The following is a 17708-nucleotide window of genomic DNA, read 5'->3' on the forward strand; positions in this document are numbered from 1 at the left end:
TTTTTTCCCAGCCCGGGTGCCGCGTCCCTCCTGAATTTCATGACGGCGTAACTTTTCCTCGGATGGGGCTCCACGATAAAAAGCCTTCACTTCCAAAAGAATATTAAATTGGGAGGATGTGTGGGGGTCTCAGATGGACACTATCGAGCGTCTGAGGCGCTCACTCGAGGCCTCACCGGTGGTGAGAATGGGGGGGTATGAGTACTTCGTCCACCCCCTCGCGGATGGCGTTCCGGCCCTGGACCCCTCAGAGCTGGAGGCGGTGGCGATTCTAATGGCCGACATGATGGACCTGAGCTTCGACCGCCTCCTGACAGTCGAGGCCCTCGGAATACCTGTGGCCACCGCCATCTCCCTCATTCTAAAGGTCCCATTGACGGTGGTCCGGAAAAAGAAGTACGGCCTGCCCGGCGAGGTCTCGGTGCGCGCCAGCACAGGCTATGCGAGCCACGAGCTATACCTTAACGGCCTGAGGCGCGGGGAGAGGGTGGTCTTCGTGGACGATGTGCTCAGTACTGGCGGAACTCTCAGGGCCGTTGCCTCCGCCCTTCATCAGGTGGGCGCGGTGCTCTGCGGAGCATTTGTGGTGATTGATAAATCGTCGGACAAGAGCTCGCTCGAGAGGGAGCTTGGCGTCCGGATCGGGGCGTTGGTGAGGGTCCGGCTCGAGGGAGGGAGGGTGAGGACCGAGCGCCTACTCGATGCCCAGCAGGCCGGGAACGGGGTGAGGGGGGAAAGGGCGGTTAATCCAGATGTGGGTCGAAAAATGGGATAGTCAATTGTGGAAAAATACGAAGGGAAAAGAGGGTAAGGTGGGGTGGGAGATGATGGAGCCACAGAGGGGCACTGGAGGCGCTTGATGGCGGCCAGAAATGGAGGTCCGGGAGGAGAGGAGCAATTTATAGAGGCGCTGCAGCCGGGGCTGGAACGCGCTTGTGCCTTAATAAGAAAGAAGAAGGCACGGCTCATTGGAGTTCAGCTTCCAGACGGTCTCCGGGGGTATTTCAGGGAGCTCGCCGCGTTCATAGAGGCGAGGGCAGGGGCTGCGAGCGCCTTCTTGACAGAGCCCTGCTACGGGGCATGCATGGCTTACCTACCTACCTCCCTCGACTTCGTTCTACATATAGCGCACGACAGAATTTTAAGCCATCAACCCAGGATAATCTACATTCCGTACTGCCCGCGCCTTGATGTTAAAAAGTCTGTCATGGAGGCCTTACCAATGCTCAAGCGCCCCGTGGGCGTGGTTACAACAGCCACACACGCCCATCAGCTTGAGGAGGTCATGGGAGTGCTGCGGGGCGCAAGCCTTGACCCCCTCACGGCCAGAGGGAGAAGAACCCAGAGAAAGGGAGTGCTGTTGGGCTGCGACCTGAGCGCTGCCCGCGCAATAGCATCGCGGGTGGGCTCGTTCCTCTTTGTTGGCAGCGGCAGCTTTCATCCTGTCGGAGTGGAGCTGGCCACTGGAAAACGCGTGGTCTGCGCAGACCCGTACGAGGGAGTAGCGCGTACCTGTGAAGATGTCCGGGACAGAATTCTCCGTATCAGGCATGCAGCTGTCGAGGTAGCAAGAGACGCAAAGGTGTTCGGCGTCTTCCTCGGTCTTTTCCCAGGACAGGCGAGAAGAACGAGGGCGCTGGCATTGAAACGGCTTCTGGAGGGGAGCGGAAGGGAGGCCCTTATATTGGCGGCAGGACGTTTCGACCCTGAGAGCCTCTCCCACCTAGGAATAGACGCAGCTGTCAGCACTGCGTGCCCCAGAATCGCTATAGAGGATTCGGCTCGCTACCCATTCCCTGTACTGACCCCACCAGAGCTTGAGATCGCGCTCGGTAGGAGGAAATGGGAGGATTATGCGTTGGACGAGACGGGTCCGGCAGATCGCGAGCGGAGTCGCCGGGGGACCCGCTGAACGACCGATACTATGGGCTCTGGGATCAGCCCCGCCCGCCCCAGCCCTCAGGCCTCCATCGACCGGCGCACTAGTGCTACCATCTGTCGAACTTTCTCTTGAGCTGGTTATACTCCAGCTCCTTCAATGCCCGGCTGTTCACGGGAACAAGCACCGTGGCCTCGTGAAGCGACGCAACCTCATTGATATTGTGTACGAACTCCAGTACTTTCTCGAATCCATGGGTCTGAATCAGTAGCTCAAGACCATCAATCACCACCACAGCGCTCGAGCGGTGAGTCTTTATGAACTCCAGAATTCTCTCGGTCATTTCATAGTCCATCTTGGAGGGTTCAATGTTTGGAGCCTCTTCATCGGATATCTCGGAGAGCCAAAGGACATCGATGCCTCGGGTTTCCAGAATTCCTGGTATTTTCTTCGGGTGGGTGTGGGAGATCAGGAGGCCTCTCGCTCCCTCCGATACCAATCTGCGCAGGGCGTCATAGGCGGGTTCTGGCTTTTCGGTGTCTATCAGATAGTTCAGCCCCATCTCAACCACAGGAGGAGGCCCCTTCGGTGGACCCCGGAGAGGCGTGGTCGCGGGCGCGCGCTGCCTCCTCCTCAATACCACAACCGCTGCAAAGGCGCTTAGGAGGGCCAGTAGACCGATGAGGAGGGCCAAGATAGCGAGCCGGGTCATTTCAGGGCCCTCGGATGGACCCTTTCCAGCGACCCTGAGTTCCGATGTATACACGTCGGTGAGGCCGCCACGGTCCCTGACCCTGAGTCTGACGGTGTAGGCCCCCGGAGTGTGGTAGACATGATACACTACTTTCCCCAGAGCCCCCTGACCATCCCCGAAATCCCAGCTGTAGTTCAAGCTCATGGAGTCCTCGTCGATGGTAAGAGAGGCGTCGAATTCGACCTCTTGCCCCACTTTCGGGGAGAATGGCCTGAAGGAGAACTGGGCGACCGGGGGCAGGTTCTCGCCCCTCCTGAAAACCCTCACAGCCAGCATGGCCTCGGAGCTCTGGTTCATAGAGTCTCTAACGACCAGCCGGACCACGAAGGCCCCGTCCCTCGAATAGATGTGTGAGACCAGCACACCACGCCCGATTCCGCCGTCTCCGAAGTCCCATTCGAAACTGGCGGATGCGAGATCCTCGTCAGAAGAGTTGGAGGCGTCGAAAATCACGGGTTCTCCGGCGTAGGCCATATTGTGCTGTGTTATTTGGGCAAGAGGGGGCAGATTCGTGCCCTGGACGAAGACTTTAATGGAGCGATAGGCGGTGTCCGACTGTCCGGAGGAGTCTGTGACCCTCAGCCTCACGGTGTATGTCCCCTCTTTTTTATATACATGTGATACCACAGCGCCCATTGCTCCCGAGCCGTCCCCGAAATCCCACTCGTACCTTAGCGTCTGCGGGTCCTCGTCCGTGGAGCCGGAGCCGTCGAATGTGACCGGCACGTCTGTGTATACGGTCGGAATAGATGCGATTCTGGCTGAGGGTGGGTAATCGGCGCCTCTGACCAACACCCGGACGTCGCTGCGGGTTGTGCAGGTAAGCCCCGCGCGGTCTCGGACCGTCAGGGTGACCCTGAAGACGCCGGGCTGGTTGAAGGTGTGATTTACGACTGTACCTTTCACGGGCCCCGAGCCGTCTCCGAACTCCCACTCGTGCGAGACTGCGTCCACCGACTGGCTGCCATCAAAGAGGGCCGTCTCGCCTAAGTATATTGGATAGGGGACCGACATCACTGCTATGGGCGGGGTGCGGTCAACTTTGACCACGCGCTCCTCCGGCCGCTCCTGATTTCCCACATTATCGGAGGACCAGAAGAGCAGCACATGCTCCCCATCGCTCTCGAGAATCAGCTCCCTCCCAGTGATTAGCTGGCCGCCGTCTAATATGTAGAACGTGTGGGCGACGCCGCTGCATGCGTCGGAGGCGTTAAGAAGGACGCGGACCGGACTCGTGAACCATCCGTTCTCTCCATCTGGTTCTGGCGGCTCGGTTTGCAGTTCGGTGACAGGCGGTGACGCGTCCTGGGCCGAGTGGACGGGCGCTGATGGGGGACCCTGTAGCCCTGCGCAGTCCACGGCCGACACTATATAAAAATATCTAACCCCATCGGCCAGACCCTCAAATACGTGGAAGGTCCGATTTCGGACATCCACAACCGCCACAGGGTTCCTGAAGTCCGGGCCGTCGTCACAGATGAGCGTGTAGCGGTCGATACCGGATGTCACCTCTTCAGGAGCGCTCCAGCTCACATTGTTCTGGGTCCCACGCGTAAATAACGACATTTCCCTCATCACAGGTGCGCCGGGGGGTGTGGTGTCTACGGGAATCACAAACGACGGGCTCGAGTTCAGGTTACCAGCGATGTCACGGATTGTGAACCGGATGAGGTTCCGGGATGCGGATTCCCTATTAAATGGAACCCTCGCGGCTGATAGGCTTAGTACCAGTGGCGCCCCCGAAACCCGCCCGCCCGAGAATGTCAAGTTGGGAACTGGGGACCAGCTCTCCCCTCCATCGACCGAGAAGCTGGCTTCGGCCGAGGAGCAGTTTAGGCCGGACAGCACATCAGCGACGCTTACATTGACAGTGGGGCTTCGGTCGGAGGTGTGCCAGCCAACGGGCGCTTCAAGCCTCCATCCTTCGGGCGGGGAGTCGTCAACCCGTACATAATAGGTGGGGCTGATGTTCAGATATCCAACGACATCCCTTACCATGAAGCGGATGAGGTTGTTGGTCTCTGAGGAGTTTCCGAATGGAACCCCCCGCGCGAGCAGGGTTTGCTGTGCGGTGGTGCCCTGTGGGCCCTCGCATTCCGCTGGTAGCCACTCAGACCATCTCGTTCCGTTGTCGGTAGAGAACTGGTAGCTCGCACTGGAAACATTCAAGCCCGACGTTGTGTCCTGAACGCGAATCGAGCAGTCCGGGCTTGTGTCGTTGGTCCACCCATCCGGCTGGAATGAAGCCCACCCCTCCGGCGGCTTTGCATCGATGACCGTCTCCCCCGATGGATCTATGCTGCTCCCCGGACACGTACGGCCGTCGATGGTGAGCTCGTTCTTTGGAATTCTCAGGTCCACCTTGTTCCCGTGGGTGGCGCTCCCCTTTATATCCACAGCGAGGTAGAACTGTTGGTCCTGAAGGAAGGGCATTTTGAAGTTGAGGCTGAGCACTATCGGGTTCGAGGAAGGAGTGAAATTGGAAGCGAGGAGAGCGTCCTGGGAGGCGTCGAAGCTACCACCGCTCCGGTCAGTCTCGCAGAAGATGTGGACGGCGGCTAGGTCGCTTATTGATGTGCCTCTGTACTCCACCCGCGCCTCCGTGAAGTACTCGTTGAGGGCGTCATCCCTGAGAGTGAATGTCAGGATGGTGAGATTAGTGACGCCCGGGGGGGCGAAATCGGGCGTGAGGTCAGCGGATGACCTGAGGGTGATGTTGTTGTTTGGAATTCCCTGGGCGGGCCCGGGAGGCAGGCCCAGCGCACAGAGTGCGAGGATTGTGGCCAGAAATGCGGCCCCGGCCCTCCGGCTCCCATCCAGTTCGGGCTGCGACATGCGCTTCAGAACTAGGCTCTTCCTCCTTTATAACCGTTATTGAAAGCCTTTTTCTGGTCTCAAACGCATAGGATAAGCGCCACGATGATGAAGAACGCATCTCACGCTGACCGGTGATGAGTGATGGGCGAGCTGAGTGGTTTGTGGTGCTTATTCTATTTGGTCTATCAATTTATCTAGCATGAATAATCTACTGTTTCTCCAACCGCTGAGGCGGGTTGCGTCTCACGAATTTCGCCACCTCCGACTATTCCCGAATTCAAAGCCTCGTGCGTCCCAGCGAAATTCGTGGGGCCATTCCTGACTTGACTGAGAGAACTCCTATCTGCCCAGCTGGAGAAACTTTGATAGCGAGCCCCTTTTTCGGGCGTACCAGAACAACGCAACACCGACGACCAGACCCAGCGCGAGCGCCGCCAGCCAGGGTCCCGGGGCACCCTCAGAGGGTGAGGGCCGCGGCCTCTCCGGCGGGGTTAGTCTGTTGAGGTCGTAGAACAGGCGCTCCATGGTCACCGACATATTACCCCCGGTGTAGGGGCCGAATTCCCATTGGGCATAGGCAGCGTGCAGGTCCACCTCCGGTATCCTCGCCCCTCCGTCCACCGGATTGAGCTGGGCCTGAATTCCAATGGTGTACTCCACCAGAAGCTCCCTGAACTGGTTCGTTATCGGGTTCCCGTCCCAGCTCGGTAGCCTAATGAAGTTTCCCTCGATGTAGAAGTCCCATACGGAGCCCGTGGGGCCTATCGCGCTCGCATCCACCTCGTCGTGCTTCGAGCCCGAATTGGACCACCCCCCGTGGCCCCTCCAGTCTATGCTCCCGTCGCCGTTGGAATCGACTGCAACAGTGAGCTCCCCGAGCGCCCTCTGCTTGCCTATGGTCGGGTTGTAGTTGAGGTCTATGATGAGCTTACCGGCGTTCTCGGGAATAAGCACTTTCCGGGCGTGGTGGGTGACTAGGGTATTCCGGTTATCCATGAGGTATCCCCAGTCACCCTTCCAGCTCGTCACGATGGTATCGGTCTGCTTCTTCACCTCCTTTTTAACAAGCAGGCCCTGAGCCCTCATATAAGCCTCGAAGGCTTGCTGGGCGGTGGCGCAGACGTCGGTCCTCCTCATCTCTTCGAGAGTCAGCGCCACCTCCACCGCCCGACTTGCGTTGACTAGGCCATAGCCCTGGCCATAGTCGTAGGGGTGGTTGAAGTGGGTCGGAGAGGTCGAGTTGTTGGGAGGGACGCCGTTGGTGCTCTCGTTAACCATGTAGTCGGCCGTGACCTCGAGGATGTACTCCGCCTCGTGAATTCGGGTCAGGGGGTCTGTCCACCATGTTGGGTCGGAGCCGTTGTAGTTCTCGTGGAGCTCCATAACCCTTAGGCTCGGGCAGGCCTGCCATAGAAGGGCCACCAGACCGGAAACGTGCGGCGTGGCCATCGATGTGCCACTTATCGCCATATAATATGCATCAGGAGCGTCCGTGGATGGATTGTTGAGCTTGACCATCGCGGTTATCTGCGTCCCTCTGGCCTCAGTGGCCCAGATTCTGTAGCCGGGGGCCGCGACGTCGGGCCATGTCTGGTTTAGGTCCGACTGTCCCCGCGAGCTGAAGTAGGCCAGACCCCCACCATCGTGCAGCGCCGCCGCGACTTCGATTATACATGGAGTGTTGCCGTAGGTGCTGGTCTCTATGGTGTGGCCGTCGTGGTTGTTCTCGCCCGAGTTGCCGGCTGCAAAGACCACGACGACATTGTTCTCGTAGGTCAGCTTCATTGCTAGCTGGCTAACAGCATCCTGAGGGTCATATTCTCCTGCTCCGGCGCCCCAAGAGTTGCTACAGGCCCTTATATTCCAGGGGTTGTTTCCGGGCCGGCTGTGCTCGTAGACCCACTCCAGCGCGCCCACGACGTTCTGCAGCCAATGCTCCCCGGTACTAATTGAGACCAGCCTCGCACCAGGTGCCACGCCCCTCCGGGCTCCAGCGGAGGCGTCGCCGTTCCCTAGGATGGTCCCAGCGCAGTGAGTCCCGTGCCCGCTCCCAGTGTCCGTGTCCTGCATCTCAGTGAAGCTCTGGTCAAAGTCCGACTTGAGATTGATTATCACCTTCTCCCCGTAGTCGAAGTCCGGGTGGCCACCGTCGCACCCCGTGTCCACCAGAGCCACCGTCACGCCAGTCCCATCTATCGGATGACGGGTGTAGCCTCCCCTCTCGATTATCTCCGAGGCCCACACTGTTGTGGCATTTATAACGGTCGTCGTTCCGTTCATCAGGAGTTCCATTCTCGAATTGTGCTCCATCCAAAAGGTTCGGGGGTACTGGGAGAGGAGGAAGATGGCCTCTCTCGTGCCGATCGCGTAGACCGCTGGGAGGGCCCGGTATTCCCTTAAAACGCGAATGCCGAGGTTGCTCAGAACTTCCCGGTCCTCGCTGGTTATCCTCCCGACGAATTGGGCGATAACCCCGACCTCATCGCCGGGGCGCTTCAGGGCGAGCGTTTCAGCAAGGGCCCGGTCAAGCACCGAATCCGGTCTGGGGAGAGCCGGTAGATGGGTGTGGTGTTTGGGGGTCGCCGGTTCGACCGGGAGGGATGCCGAGGGGAGGGAGACGAGTAGGATTGCAATGGAGATTGAAAGAAAGAGCCACCGGGGTCGCCCCCCGCCGGTTGCTGACATTTTTCCTCTCCCACCCTCAATACCTCGACGATAATATAATTAATTGTTGGTGCGGGGGCTATGGACGAGGGCTATTGCGCCTGTTGTATCTGGCACGAAGAAATCGGCGAACCAGAACAATTGAGATAGATATTTAATATGGGGGGCATCAATTTGGGGCTGTGAGAATTCTGCAATTGTGCACCCGCTTCCCTCCGGCCCCGGGAGGGGTCGAGACCCATGTACTGGAGATATCCAAAGCAATGCGTTCCCGTGGACATGAAGTCACCGTGCTAACCTCTGATTTATACTCGGAGACCCCCTTTCTACGGCTCCAGGAGCGGGACCCGAAGATTGGGATGGCAACCGGCGGAGCACGCGCACCGTTGGAGGAGGAGGTCGAGGGGGTGCCGGTCAGGCGCTTTAGAGCCTGGACTCCCGGGGGAGAAGCCCACTACGTATTTTATCCCGGCATGATAACGGGAGCCCTGAGCCACGATGCGGACATCATACACGCACACTCCTATGGCTATTTTCAGGCCAATGTCGCACCCTTTGTCGGGAGAATTCGAGGAGTCCACACCGTGCTGACAGCCCACTTTCACCCCCGCTGGTCCACATGGGGCGGTGATAAGAGAAGGATGCTGCGTGGTATCTACGATTCGACCGTCGGCCAATGGGCGCTCAATCATTTCGACATCATCATCGCTCACACAAGAAGCGAAGTCCGTCTGATGGCAGAGCTCGGCCTCGACACTTCAGGCAAAAGGGTCAGGGTCTTGCCCGCAGGGGTCGATTTCTCAAAATTCGATCCCCCTCCGGACGGCACCCAGTTCCGAGAGTTCTTCGGCATCCCACGCGGTGAGCGTGTAGTGCTGTATACCGGTCGGCTTGCGGTAAACAAAGGACTGATGGTCTTGGCGGAGGCTGCCCCCCTCGTGCTCCGAGAGCACCCCGATACGCGCTTCGTGCTCGCGGGTGGGGACATGGGTGTGAAGGACGCCCTTCTGAAGAGGCTGGAGGAGCTCGGCATCAGGGAGCGGTTCCTCCTGACCGGCCACATTGCCGATGAGACGCTGTTCAGGTCAGCCTACGGCGCTTGCGACGTCTTCGTTCTGCCCTCGGAGTACGAGGCGTTCGGGCTTGTGCTTCTGGAGGCCATGGCCTCCTCAAAGCCAGTGGTCGCCACGGCGGTGGGCGGCGTGCCGGAGGTCCTAGGGCTTGAGTATACCGAGAAGAATCTTGCCTCCCGAGAAGTCGATGGGTGGAGTGGTCGTCGGAGGTCTGGACTGGGGAGGCGCGAGGCTCCCCAGGAGGGAGGTGCGGAGCGGCGCTTCGGAGGGGCTGTCGAGACCTCCTGCGGGCTGATGGTTGACTATGGAGACGCGGGCGCTCTGGCTGGGGGAATCTCCCGGCTTTTGGCCGATGAGGGCCTTAGGAGGAGGATGGGCAAGGCGGGGCGCGAGCGTGTCCGGAGGCACTTTAACTGGGATGCCGTGACGGAGGCGCTTCTCGGCATCTACGGCGAACTCACAAGGTAGTGCCCCCTCTAGAGCCTCCTCTCAAGGGCGTAAATCTACTGGCATGCGTCAGGAATGGGACGGGGCGCTCCCCAGACGCTTTTTTCAAAGAATCTCCGAGGGCCTTATCCTTCGCTCCGCCTCGCGGAGCGTTCTAGCGTCCTCCTCGAGCTCCCTCTTCTCGCGGGCCCTCTCCTCCTCCTTGATTTTTTTGTCCAACTTTTCGGCGCAAATGCGCCTGTCCCTCTGAATCTCAATGTCCTTGGGGGATAGGTCCTGGGCCTTCTCATAAGCGGCGACGGCCTCGTCCAGTCTTCCCAGATGCTCCAGCGCCCTCCCCTTGTTATGCCAGGCGGCCGCGAACTTGGGGTCGTGCTTTATGGCCTTCTCATAGGCGTCGAGCGCCATCTCATGCCTGTTGAGAGCGGCTAGGGCGGCCCCCCTGTTCACGTGTGCCTTCACATACTTTTCGTTCAAATTCACAGCGATGTCAAAGCACCTGAGGGCGTGCTTCACGTCCCCGAGGTTCATCAGGGCCACTCCCTTGTTGTACCAGGTTCGCTCGTCCTTCGGCGCCAGCACCGTCGCCCTCTCGAAACACCTCAGGGCCTCCTCGTTCCTGTTCAAGTCGATGAGCGCACTGCCTTTGTTCATCCACGCCACTTCGTCCTTGCTATTTATGTCCAGGGCCTTATCGAAACATGTGACCGCAGCCTCGCTGTTCCCGAGCTCGTGAAGCGCAACTCCGATATCGACCCAGCAGTCCTCTAGACTCGGGTTAATGGATATCGCCCTATGGTAGGACTTCACAGCCTCCTTTATCAGGCCGAGGTCGTGCAGGGCGCTGCCCTTGCTGTACCATCCCACATCGTAGTTCGGACCGTGGCGCAAACCCTTGTCGAAGCACTCTATCGCGGCCACATGCTCCCCCTCTCTGACCAGCGCGCTCCCCTTCCCCACCCAAGCCTTATGATGGTCCGGCACGAGCTCGAGCGCATTGTCAAAGCACTCGATGGCCTCCTCTGCCCTGTCCAGCCTATACAAGGCGGCGCCCTTGTGGTACCAAGCCTCCGCGTTGTTCGAGTTGATATCAAGCGCCTTCTCAAAACAGTCCAGAGCGTCCTCGACCTCGCCCATTTCGAGGAGGGCGAGGCCCTTCTCGTCCCAGGGTCTGTCGTAGCCCGGGTTGAGGTCTATCGCCTTATCAAAGCACTCGACCGCCTCTTTCAGCCTCCCGAGCTGCAGGTTGAGGGAGCCTTTATTGAACCAGCCCTCCCCGTTTTTTGGGTTGAGCTCGATGGCCCTGTCAAAACACTCCAAAGCCCTTTTGATTTTGCTCAGCTTGCTCAGCTCCCACCCCTTGAGGTTCCATGGCTCCTCTCTTGCAGGGTCGAGGTCTATGGCCTTGTCGAAGCAGCGGATGGCTTCTCTCGGCTGGCCCAGCGCAGAGTGTGTTTTGCCCTTGTTGAGCCATGCTTCCATGAATTTCTGGTCGAGCTCCACCGCTTTTTCATAGGCCTGAAGGGCGTCATGGTGGCGCTTCAGCGCATTGAGCGCAAGCCCCCGGTAGAAATATATCTTGGGGTAATTGGGATCTATCAGGATGGCCCTATCATAGGCCTTCAGGGCCTCTTCTGGTTGGCCGGCTTCAACGTGCGCCCTGCCCCTCCCAACCCAAGCCTCCACACATTTTGCGTCAAGCTCTAGTGCCCTGTCGTAGGCCTCAATCGCCTCCTCGACCCTCTTGAGGGACGTTAGCGAGTTGCCCTTTGCGACCCAGAGCTCTTTCTCCGAGGGCAGTAGCTCAATGGCTCGATCGAGCGCGTCCAGAGCATCACCGTCGCGCCCTAGCGCCTGAAGCGTAAGTCCCTTATTCCACCAGGCCTCGGCGAAGTCGGGCTTTATTTTCAAGGCCGAGTCAAAGCACTCCAGCGCCTCTGAATTCCTGTTGAGCTTGCGCAGCGCCCTCCCCTTGCTGTTCCAGGCACTGTGGTCGCTGGGGTTGGCCTGTATCGCCTTGTCCAGGCACTCGATTGCCTCTTCTATTCTCCCCAGCCTCTCGAGAAGGTCGAGCTTGCTCTTCCATGCATTGTCGTAGTTGGGGTTGACCTCAAGCGCTTTGTCGTAGTTCTGGATGGCGCTCTCGGTGTCGTTAAGCTCCTCGAATATCGCCCCGACCCTCCACCAGCCCTCCTCGTTCTTCGGGTTGAGCTTCAAAGAGCGCCTGTAGCACTTGAGGGCTTCCTCGACCTTCATTAGTTCGTGGAGCGCGGTCCCTTTCTTAAACCATATTTCCTCGTCCTTGGGCTTCAGGCGGAGGATTTTGTTGTAGCATATAATTGCATCCTGGAGCCTTCCATTCCGCCTGAGGAGCTCGGCCTTGGTTCTGAAGAGCGAATCGTCCTCCGGGCGAATTCGGATGAGGGTGTCAAGAACCCTAATCGCATCTTCGTCCCTGCCCAGACTTCTGAGCGCGGTCGCCTTGTTCTGAAGGGCTTCCTCGAGCTTAGGCCTGAGCTCGAGCGCTCTGTCGTAGCACTTTATCGCCTCCTCCAGCCGGTCGATCTTGAAAAGGACGTTGCCCTTGTTGTTCCAGGCCTCGACGTTCTTCTGGTCCTTCTCGAGAACGCGGTCGAAGCACGGCAGAGCCTCCATATATCTGCCAAGGGAATAGAGAATTCCGCCTCTGTGTTGCCAGGCCCTCAGGTTGTCTGGGTTGATGTCCACCGTCCTCTCGAAGCAGCGCAGGGCCTCGTCGATGAGTTTCCTAGAGAGGTAGAGCTCCCCGAGGTCGAACCAGGCGGCCTCAAAATTGAGATTTATCATCGTGGCCTTGTCCAAGCACTGAATCGCCTCCTCGTCCCTGCCCAGCCTCCTTAGAACGGTACCCTTTTTGTACCACGCATCGTAGTCGTTGGGGTTGTTGGCTATGGCGTTATCGTAGCACGCGAGCGCCTCCTCAAACCGCCCCGCCCTGACCAAAACGTCCTCGAGCCTGCTCCAGGCCTCCTGGTTCTTGGGGTTCAGGGCCAGAACCTTGTTGTAGGCCTCGACGGCCTCGTTGACCAGCCTCATCCTCTCCACGATGACGCCACGGTAGAACCAGCCCATCTCGTTGTTCGGCTGGAGCTCCAGGGAGCGCTTCAGCGCCGCCAGAGCCTCGGTATTCTTCTCAAGGTTCAGGAGGGCCTCGCCTTTGTGGAAAAGAACCTCGGCGTCGTTCTCGTTGAACTTCAGAATCTGGTCGTATACCTTCGCGGCCTCGACCCATTTCTTTCCGGCGCGCAGGGTCTCGGCCTTGTACCTGTAGGCTATCTCGAGGTCGGGCTTGAGCTTGATGGCCATGTCCAGGGCCCTCAGCGCCAGCTCCTCTTTTCCGAGGAAGTGGAGCGCCCTGCCCTTGTTCGTCCAGGCGTCATGGTCCTTTGGGTTCCGGTCGAGAAGCCAGTCGAAGCACGATATCGCCTCTTCATACCTCCCCAAATTGAATAGCGTATAGCCCTTCCCGTGCCAGACCCTCTCGCTTGGGCTCATCTCCATCAGTCGGTCGTAGACCATCAGGGCCTCCTCGTATCGCTCGAGGGCGTAGAGGGCGTCGCCCTTCATCTGCCAGCTCTCGACGTCGTCAGGCCTGAGCTCGAGCAAGCGGTCCAAGGCTTTTACGGCCTCGGCCATCCTGCCTAGAGCATAGTGGGTCCGAGCCATGGCCTTCCAAGCCTCGACGAAATTGGGGTTGATCAGCGTGGCGCGGTCGAAGCACTGGATGGCCTCCTCGGGCCTTTTGAGCTTGATGAGAACATCACCCTTCTTGTACCACGCATTGTAGTCGTTGGGGTTCTGGCGGATGGCGTTGTCGTATACCTCGAGGGCCGCCTCGAGCCTCCCGGCCTTGACTAGGGCCTCCTCCTTCCTCTTCCAGGCCTCGGTGTTCTTCGGGTTGAGCTTGGTCACCTGGTCCCAGGCGTCAAGGGCGTCCTGGAAGAGGCCGAGCTGCTCCAGCGTCACCGCCTTCTCGAACCAACACCTCTCGCCGCGAGGCTCAAGCTCCAGAGAGCGGTTGTAGCTCTTCAGAGCGTCCTGGTGGCGGCCCAGCTCTGCGAGGGCGGTTCCCCGATTCAGCCAGACCTCCGCGTCATTCGGGTTGAGCTTGATTACCATGTCGTAGCACTTCACGGCCTCACCCGGGTTCTTCATTTTGCGGAGGGCAGCGGCCTTGTTCCTCCAGGCCTCCTCGAGGTTGGGCTTCACTTTCAGAGCCTTCTCGTACGCCTCGACAGCCTCCTTGTACCTCTCGAGTTTGTAGAAAATATTACCCCGGGCGTTCAGGACCTCCGCGTTGGACGGGTCGATGGAGAGAACACGGTCATATGTCTTTAGAGCGTCCTCGTAGCGCTCCAGACCATAGAGAGCGTGGCCCTTTCCAATCATCCAGGCCTTCTCGTCGGGGTAGTGGCTGAGGGCCTTCTCGAAGGACCGGGCAGCATCAATGTGCTTCCCGAGCCTGAGCAGGACCTCCCCCCTCGGGCCCCAGACGTCCTTGTGGTTCGGGTTTAGCTCCGTCACCCTGTTGAAGGCCTTGATGGCGATTCCCCAGTCCCTCGCCTCCTGCGCGAGTAGGCCGAGCTCGTACCAAGCCTCCCAGTGGGTCGGCTCTATGCCGACTGCCTTATCAAGCGCCTCCATCGCCTCCCTTTTTCTCTGGAAGTGCTTAAGAACCAGTCCCCTCTCGAAATGGGCCAGGGCGTTCAGGGGGTCTATCTCCAGAACCCGGTCGAAGCAGGAGAGGGCCTCCGCGGGCTTGCCCAGCTTCGTCAGGCCGACGCCCTTCTTGAACCAGGCGTCCTTGTCTCCAGGGGCACTCTCCAGCACCCGGTCGAAGCACATGACGGCCTCGCTGTACTTGCCTATCTCGTGTAGCGCGTTGGCCTTGTTGTACCATGCCTCCATGCGCGTGGGGTTTATCGAAATCGCCCTGTCATAGGCTTGAATCGCCTCCATAACCCTTCCAAGCTTCTTCAGCGCCACGCCCTTGTTTATGCAGACATCGACATCGTTGGGGTTGAGCTCTAGAACCTTATCATAGCACCGGACTGCCTCGTTGAACTGGCCCAGGTAATGGTAGGCGACGCCCTTGTTGTTCCAGGCCTTTTCATAATCCGGTTTGAGCTCAGTGGCGCGGTCGAAGGCCTGTATCGCTTCTATATGCCTCTCGAGGTGGTAGAGCGCCACGCCCTTGTTGTACCAGGCCTTCTCGTTCTTCGGGTTGAGCTGGAGGGCCTTTGTGTAGCACTCGACCGCCTCCTGATGCCTCTTCATGTCGTCGAGGGCGTTGCCCTTGTTGTATAGGGCGGTCTCGTAGTCGGGCTTAAGCTTCAGGGCTTTATCGTAGTTTTCTATCGCCTTCTGCAGGTCGCCGTAGCTGTACGCGACATTGCCAAGCCTCAGATATGTCTCGGGGTTGCCCACGAGCTTCCCGGTCGCCTCTTCGACCTCCTTGACCTTCTGGCTTATCAACTCCACGACGGCCCTGTCGCCCTTGGCGAGCTGGAGCTTGGCGTCCTTGTCCATGTCCAGCGACACGCCCATCCTGTTCATCAGAAGGTTGAGCTGGTTTGCCATCGCCTCGAGCTGGGCCTCGGTCAGCGAGCGCACGTTTATGCTCTTGATCTGCTGGACGACGTCACCTTCGGAAACGAAGCTCAGGGCGTCGCCGTATGTCGTCGGGCCCACGGAGATTGAGGTCGAGGCGCGGGCCGCCGGTCTCCTGCGGAGACCGGACGTGTCGTCGAGCAGGGCTCCACCCGTGATTCGCTGGCCGCACTTCGAGCAGGACTTTGCGTCCTCGGGGTTCATGAAACCGCACTTGCTGCATCTGGGCATAGCGAGGCCCCGCGTTCAATTACTCATTAAGGTAATGGGTCTTGTATTTATTAATTATACTGGCTCATCCTCATCGGGTGTTATGGCTTGTCCGGTGGCGTTCGGGGAAATGTTTAATGTCGTCCGATGCTGCTGCGGGCGGGCACCTAGCTCTTTGCCCTCCCCGTCCAGCAGTGGTGACAGATGTAGACGGGCTCGCCGCTCTCTCCCGTTGCGACCCTATGGCTCCGCGTCATGGAGCCGCAGAGAACGCACCTGCCGTCAGGAACCTCTCTAATGAGAAGCGGCTCCAGCTCCTGCCACTCTCCCCTAGCCGCGGAGTCCACGTATTTATCGATGAAATCCTCAACGCCCCGGGCGGGTAGGTAGGTACCGTGGGTTATCCACCGGACCTCATCAGCTCTTTGATAGATGATATAAGCATCCTCGAGGATGTGCACCCCCACGGACCCCTCATTCTCCCCGATAAAGCTTTCCCGAAGGCTCTCCAAGAGAGCCTTTCGGCTGCGCAGCACTGTCATCTTCGATATCAGTGGTGAGTCGCCCTCGAGCCAATGAATCACCCTATTCACGCCCAGCACATTTGAGTTGCCTGTGAGCCTGAACGCCCTGACTGTTTCGAGGGTCTTGACGAGCGCGGAGGCCGCCTCTTCTGGAGTGAGGGGCTCACCGGTCTGCAGGTACCTCTGGGCCACCCGGAGCATCTCGCTCGTTGCAAGAAAATACCTGAGCCTGAGAAAGCAATCGATGTGGTAGAGCGCTCCCCGGAAGACGGTACCCCCTCTCCCGGCCTCCGCGGCTATTCCTTCCCCTTCGGCGCCATCCGCGCCCCTTGCGGTTGCCGATTCCGCTTCTCCGCCCTGGTCTGGTCCGGTACCCGCTCTGGGATAAACTGCATCCCTGGCCACTTCTCCCCCGCAGAGCACGCACCTTGTTCTGTCTCCTGTAAGCTCCTTTTTCTCGGTCGCGAAATACCCGCACCCGCACCAGTGAATCAGTGTGAGACGGGGGTTGAGGCGGGTGGCAAACTCAGATGCAACGCGCGCGGCTGTAGCCATGGTCTCCTTTCCGCAACGGGGGCAGAGGGAGAGGTTCGCCGCCCCCTCCCTGAGTTCCTCTTCGGTCAGTGAACCAATATCCAGCTCCTGAGAACTCCAGGCGAGGAAGTAGGGGCATTTGCGCAGGGTGCCCGGCTCCTGGGCCCTCAGACCGCTGAGCGTCCTCTCCCTCCAGGCCCCGCACTCCCTCCTCGCCTCATCCGGACAGGATGCACATAACTCGCCGAATTGAAGCCTGTCGCCCCCCTCGAACCACGCGAACAGCAGAGCAAGGGGCTGGAGCTCCGGCGCGCCGGAGAATTGGATTGGTCTCTTCTGTCCGGCTTCGCCCCCGCCGTTCACCCTATCGCTCTTCCACCCCTCCCATCCGTCGCCTCCCGCTCCGTTGCCGCTGTTCTCACTTGAGCCTCTTCCTCCGTTCTTCTCGCCTCTTCCCCCGCCCGCCTCCTCCGCCACCTTTCTTCCCATAATATCAACCCATCCGGGAGCGGCAGGCGGTCAGAATATCCCTGAGGCGTTCGTCAGAGAAGCTCGTGTAGCTCTTTAACTCCTTGAGAATCCGCTCATTGAAATCCTGGTCCCTGATGTTCTTTAGGTTGATCTCGACATTGAGGGCGGCCCCCATCAGACCTGCGTGAACGAGCAGCGCGCCCACGCCGGCGTCGCTCGCCGCACTCGGGTTGCCCTTCTCAGCCAACACCCTGAGACCGTCCAGCGCGGCGCTGCATTTACCCGCCAGCTTCAGGGGCACGAGGGCGGCGCCCTTGAGCGCCTCCTGAATCGCTTTCGAGCGCTCCTGCTTCTGGTTGCCCGTCTCCCTCGGCATCGCGAAAGCGGCGGTCACCCTGTTGAAGGCCTCTGTGTCCCGGTCCACTATTTCAAGCATCTCTTTCCTCAGGGATTCCAGTTTCTCGAGGTCATTCTGGAGCTCGCCGCTGACCCGCTCGTAGCCAGGCTTCCCGATTGTTAGCCGGGCCACCATGCACCCGAGCGCTGCACCGAGCGCGCCCGCAAGGGCGGAGACGCTACCCCCGCCGGGAGCGGGAGAGCTCGACGCCACCTCTTCCACAAAGTCGCTCACCGGTTTTGCCACTATTCCTGTCATCGAAACCCTTCCCCCAGCCCATCATGGGGCT

8 protein-coding genes are annotated in these 17708 nt (G+C 59.4%); 3 read left to right on the plus strand and 5 right to left on the minus strand.

Annotated features, from left to right (window positions below; translation table 11 throughout):
* Positions 1–133: 133 nt before the first annotated feature.
* Positions 134–775, plus strand: a complete 642-nt coding sequence (gene hpt, locus QW379_05315; protein MEM2869823.1) for a hypoxanthine/guanine phosphoribosyltransferase — start codon at positions 134–136, stop codon at positions 773–775.
* A 42-nt stretch (positions 776–817) separates the two neighbouring features.
* On the plus strand, positions 818–1912 hold the full coding sequence (dph2, locus tag QW379_05320; protein ID MEM2869824.1) for a diphthamide biosynthesis enzyme Dph2: 1095 nt from the start codon (positions 818–820) through the stop codon (positions 1910–1912).
* A gap of 76 nt (positions 1913–1988) precedes the next feature.
* On the opposite strand, the gene QW379_05325 is transcribed toward dph2, so the two are convergent.
* On the minus strand, positions 1989–5468 hold the full coding sequence (locus QW379_05325) for a PKD domain-containing protein (protein ID MEM2869825.1): 3480 nt from the start codon (positions 5466–5468) through the stop codon (positions 1989–1991).
* A 321-nt stretch (positions 5469–5789) separates the two neighbouring features.
* Positions 5790–7982, minus strand: a complete 2193-nt coding sequence (locus tag QW379_05330; GenBank protein MEM2869826.1) for a S8 family serine peptidase — start codon at positions 7980–7982, stop codon at positions 5790–5792.
* A 314-nt stretch (positions 7983–8296) separates the two neighbouring features.
* Here QW379_05330 and QW379_05335 point away from each other — a divergent pair, with 314 nt between their 5' ends.
* Complete coding sequence (locus QW379_05335; protein ID MEM2869827.1) at positions 8297–9655, plus strand: glycosyltransferase family 4 protein; 1359 nt, start codon at positions 8297–8299, stop codon at positions 9653–9655.
* Positions 9656–9739: 84 nt separating this feature from the next.
* Here the strand turns inward: QW379_05335 and QW379_05340 are convergent, their stop codons facing one another.
* From QW379_05340 to QW379_05350, 3 genes are all read right to left on the minus strand, one after another.
* Positions 9740–15514, minus strand: coding sequence for a tetratricopeptide repeat protein (locus QW379_05340; protein ID MEM2869828.1), 5775 nt, complete (start codon positions 15512–15514; stop codon positions 9740–9742).
* Between the two features lie 146 nt (positions 15515–15660).
* Positions 15661–17040 (minus strand): hypothetical protein, encoded by a 1380-nt coding sequence (locus QW379_05345; protein MEM2869829.1) that lies wholly within the window; start codon positions 17038–17040, stop codon positions 15661–15663.
* A 4-nt stretch (positions 17041–17044) separates the two neighbouring features.
* Positions 17045–17677, minus strand: a complete 633-nt coding sequence (locus QW379_05350; protein MEM2869830.1) for a cyclodeaminase/cyclohydrolase family protein — start codon at positions 17675–17677, stop codon at positions 17045–17047.
* Positions 17678–17708: the final 31 nt, after the last annotated feature.

The sequence above is a fragment of the Thermoplasmata archaeon genome, assembly GCA_038851035.1.
In the GTDB taxonomy this organism is placed as follows: domain Archaea; phylum Thermoplasmatota; class DTKX01; order VGTL01; family VGTL01; genus JAWCLH01.

Excerpts from the sequence above, each read along its gene's own strand:
- QW379_05325 (MEM2869825.1), bottom strand. The coding sequence starts at position 5,468 with ATGTCGCAGCCCGAACTGGATGGGAGCCGGAGGGCCGGGGCCGCATTT.
- hpt (MEM2869823.1), top strand. The coding sequence starts at position 134 with ATGGACACTATCGAGCGTCTGAGGCGCTCACTCGAGGCCTCACCGGTG.
- QW379_05345 (MEM2869829.1), bottom strand. The coding sequence starts at position 17,040 with ATGGGAAGAAAGGTGGCGGAGGAGGCGGGCGGGGGAAGAGGCGAGAAG.
- QW379_05350 (MEM2869830.1), bottom strand. The coding sequence starts at position 17,677 with ATGACAGGAATAGTGGCAAAACCGGTGAGCGACTTTGTGGAAGAGGTG.
- QW379_05340 (MEM2869828.1), bottom strand. The coding sequence starts at position 15,514 with ATGCCCAGATGCAGCAAGTGCGGTTTCATGAACCCCGAGGACGCAAAG.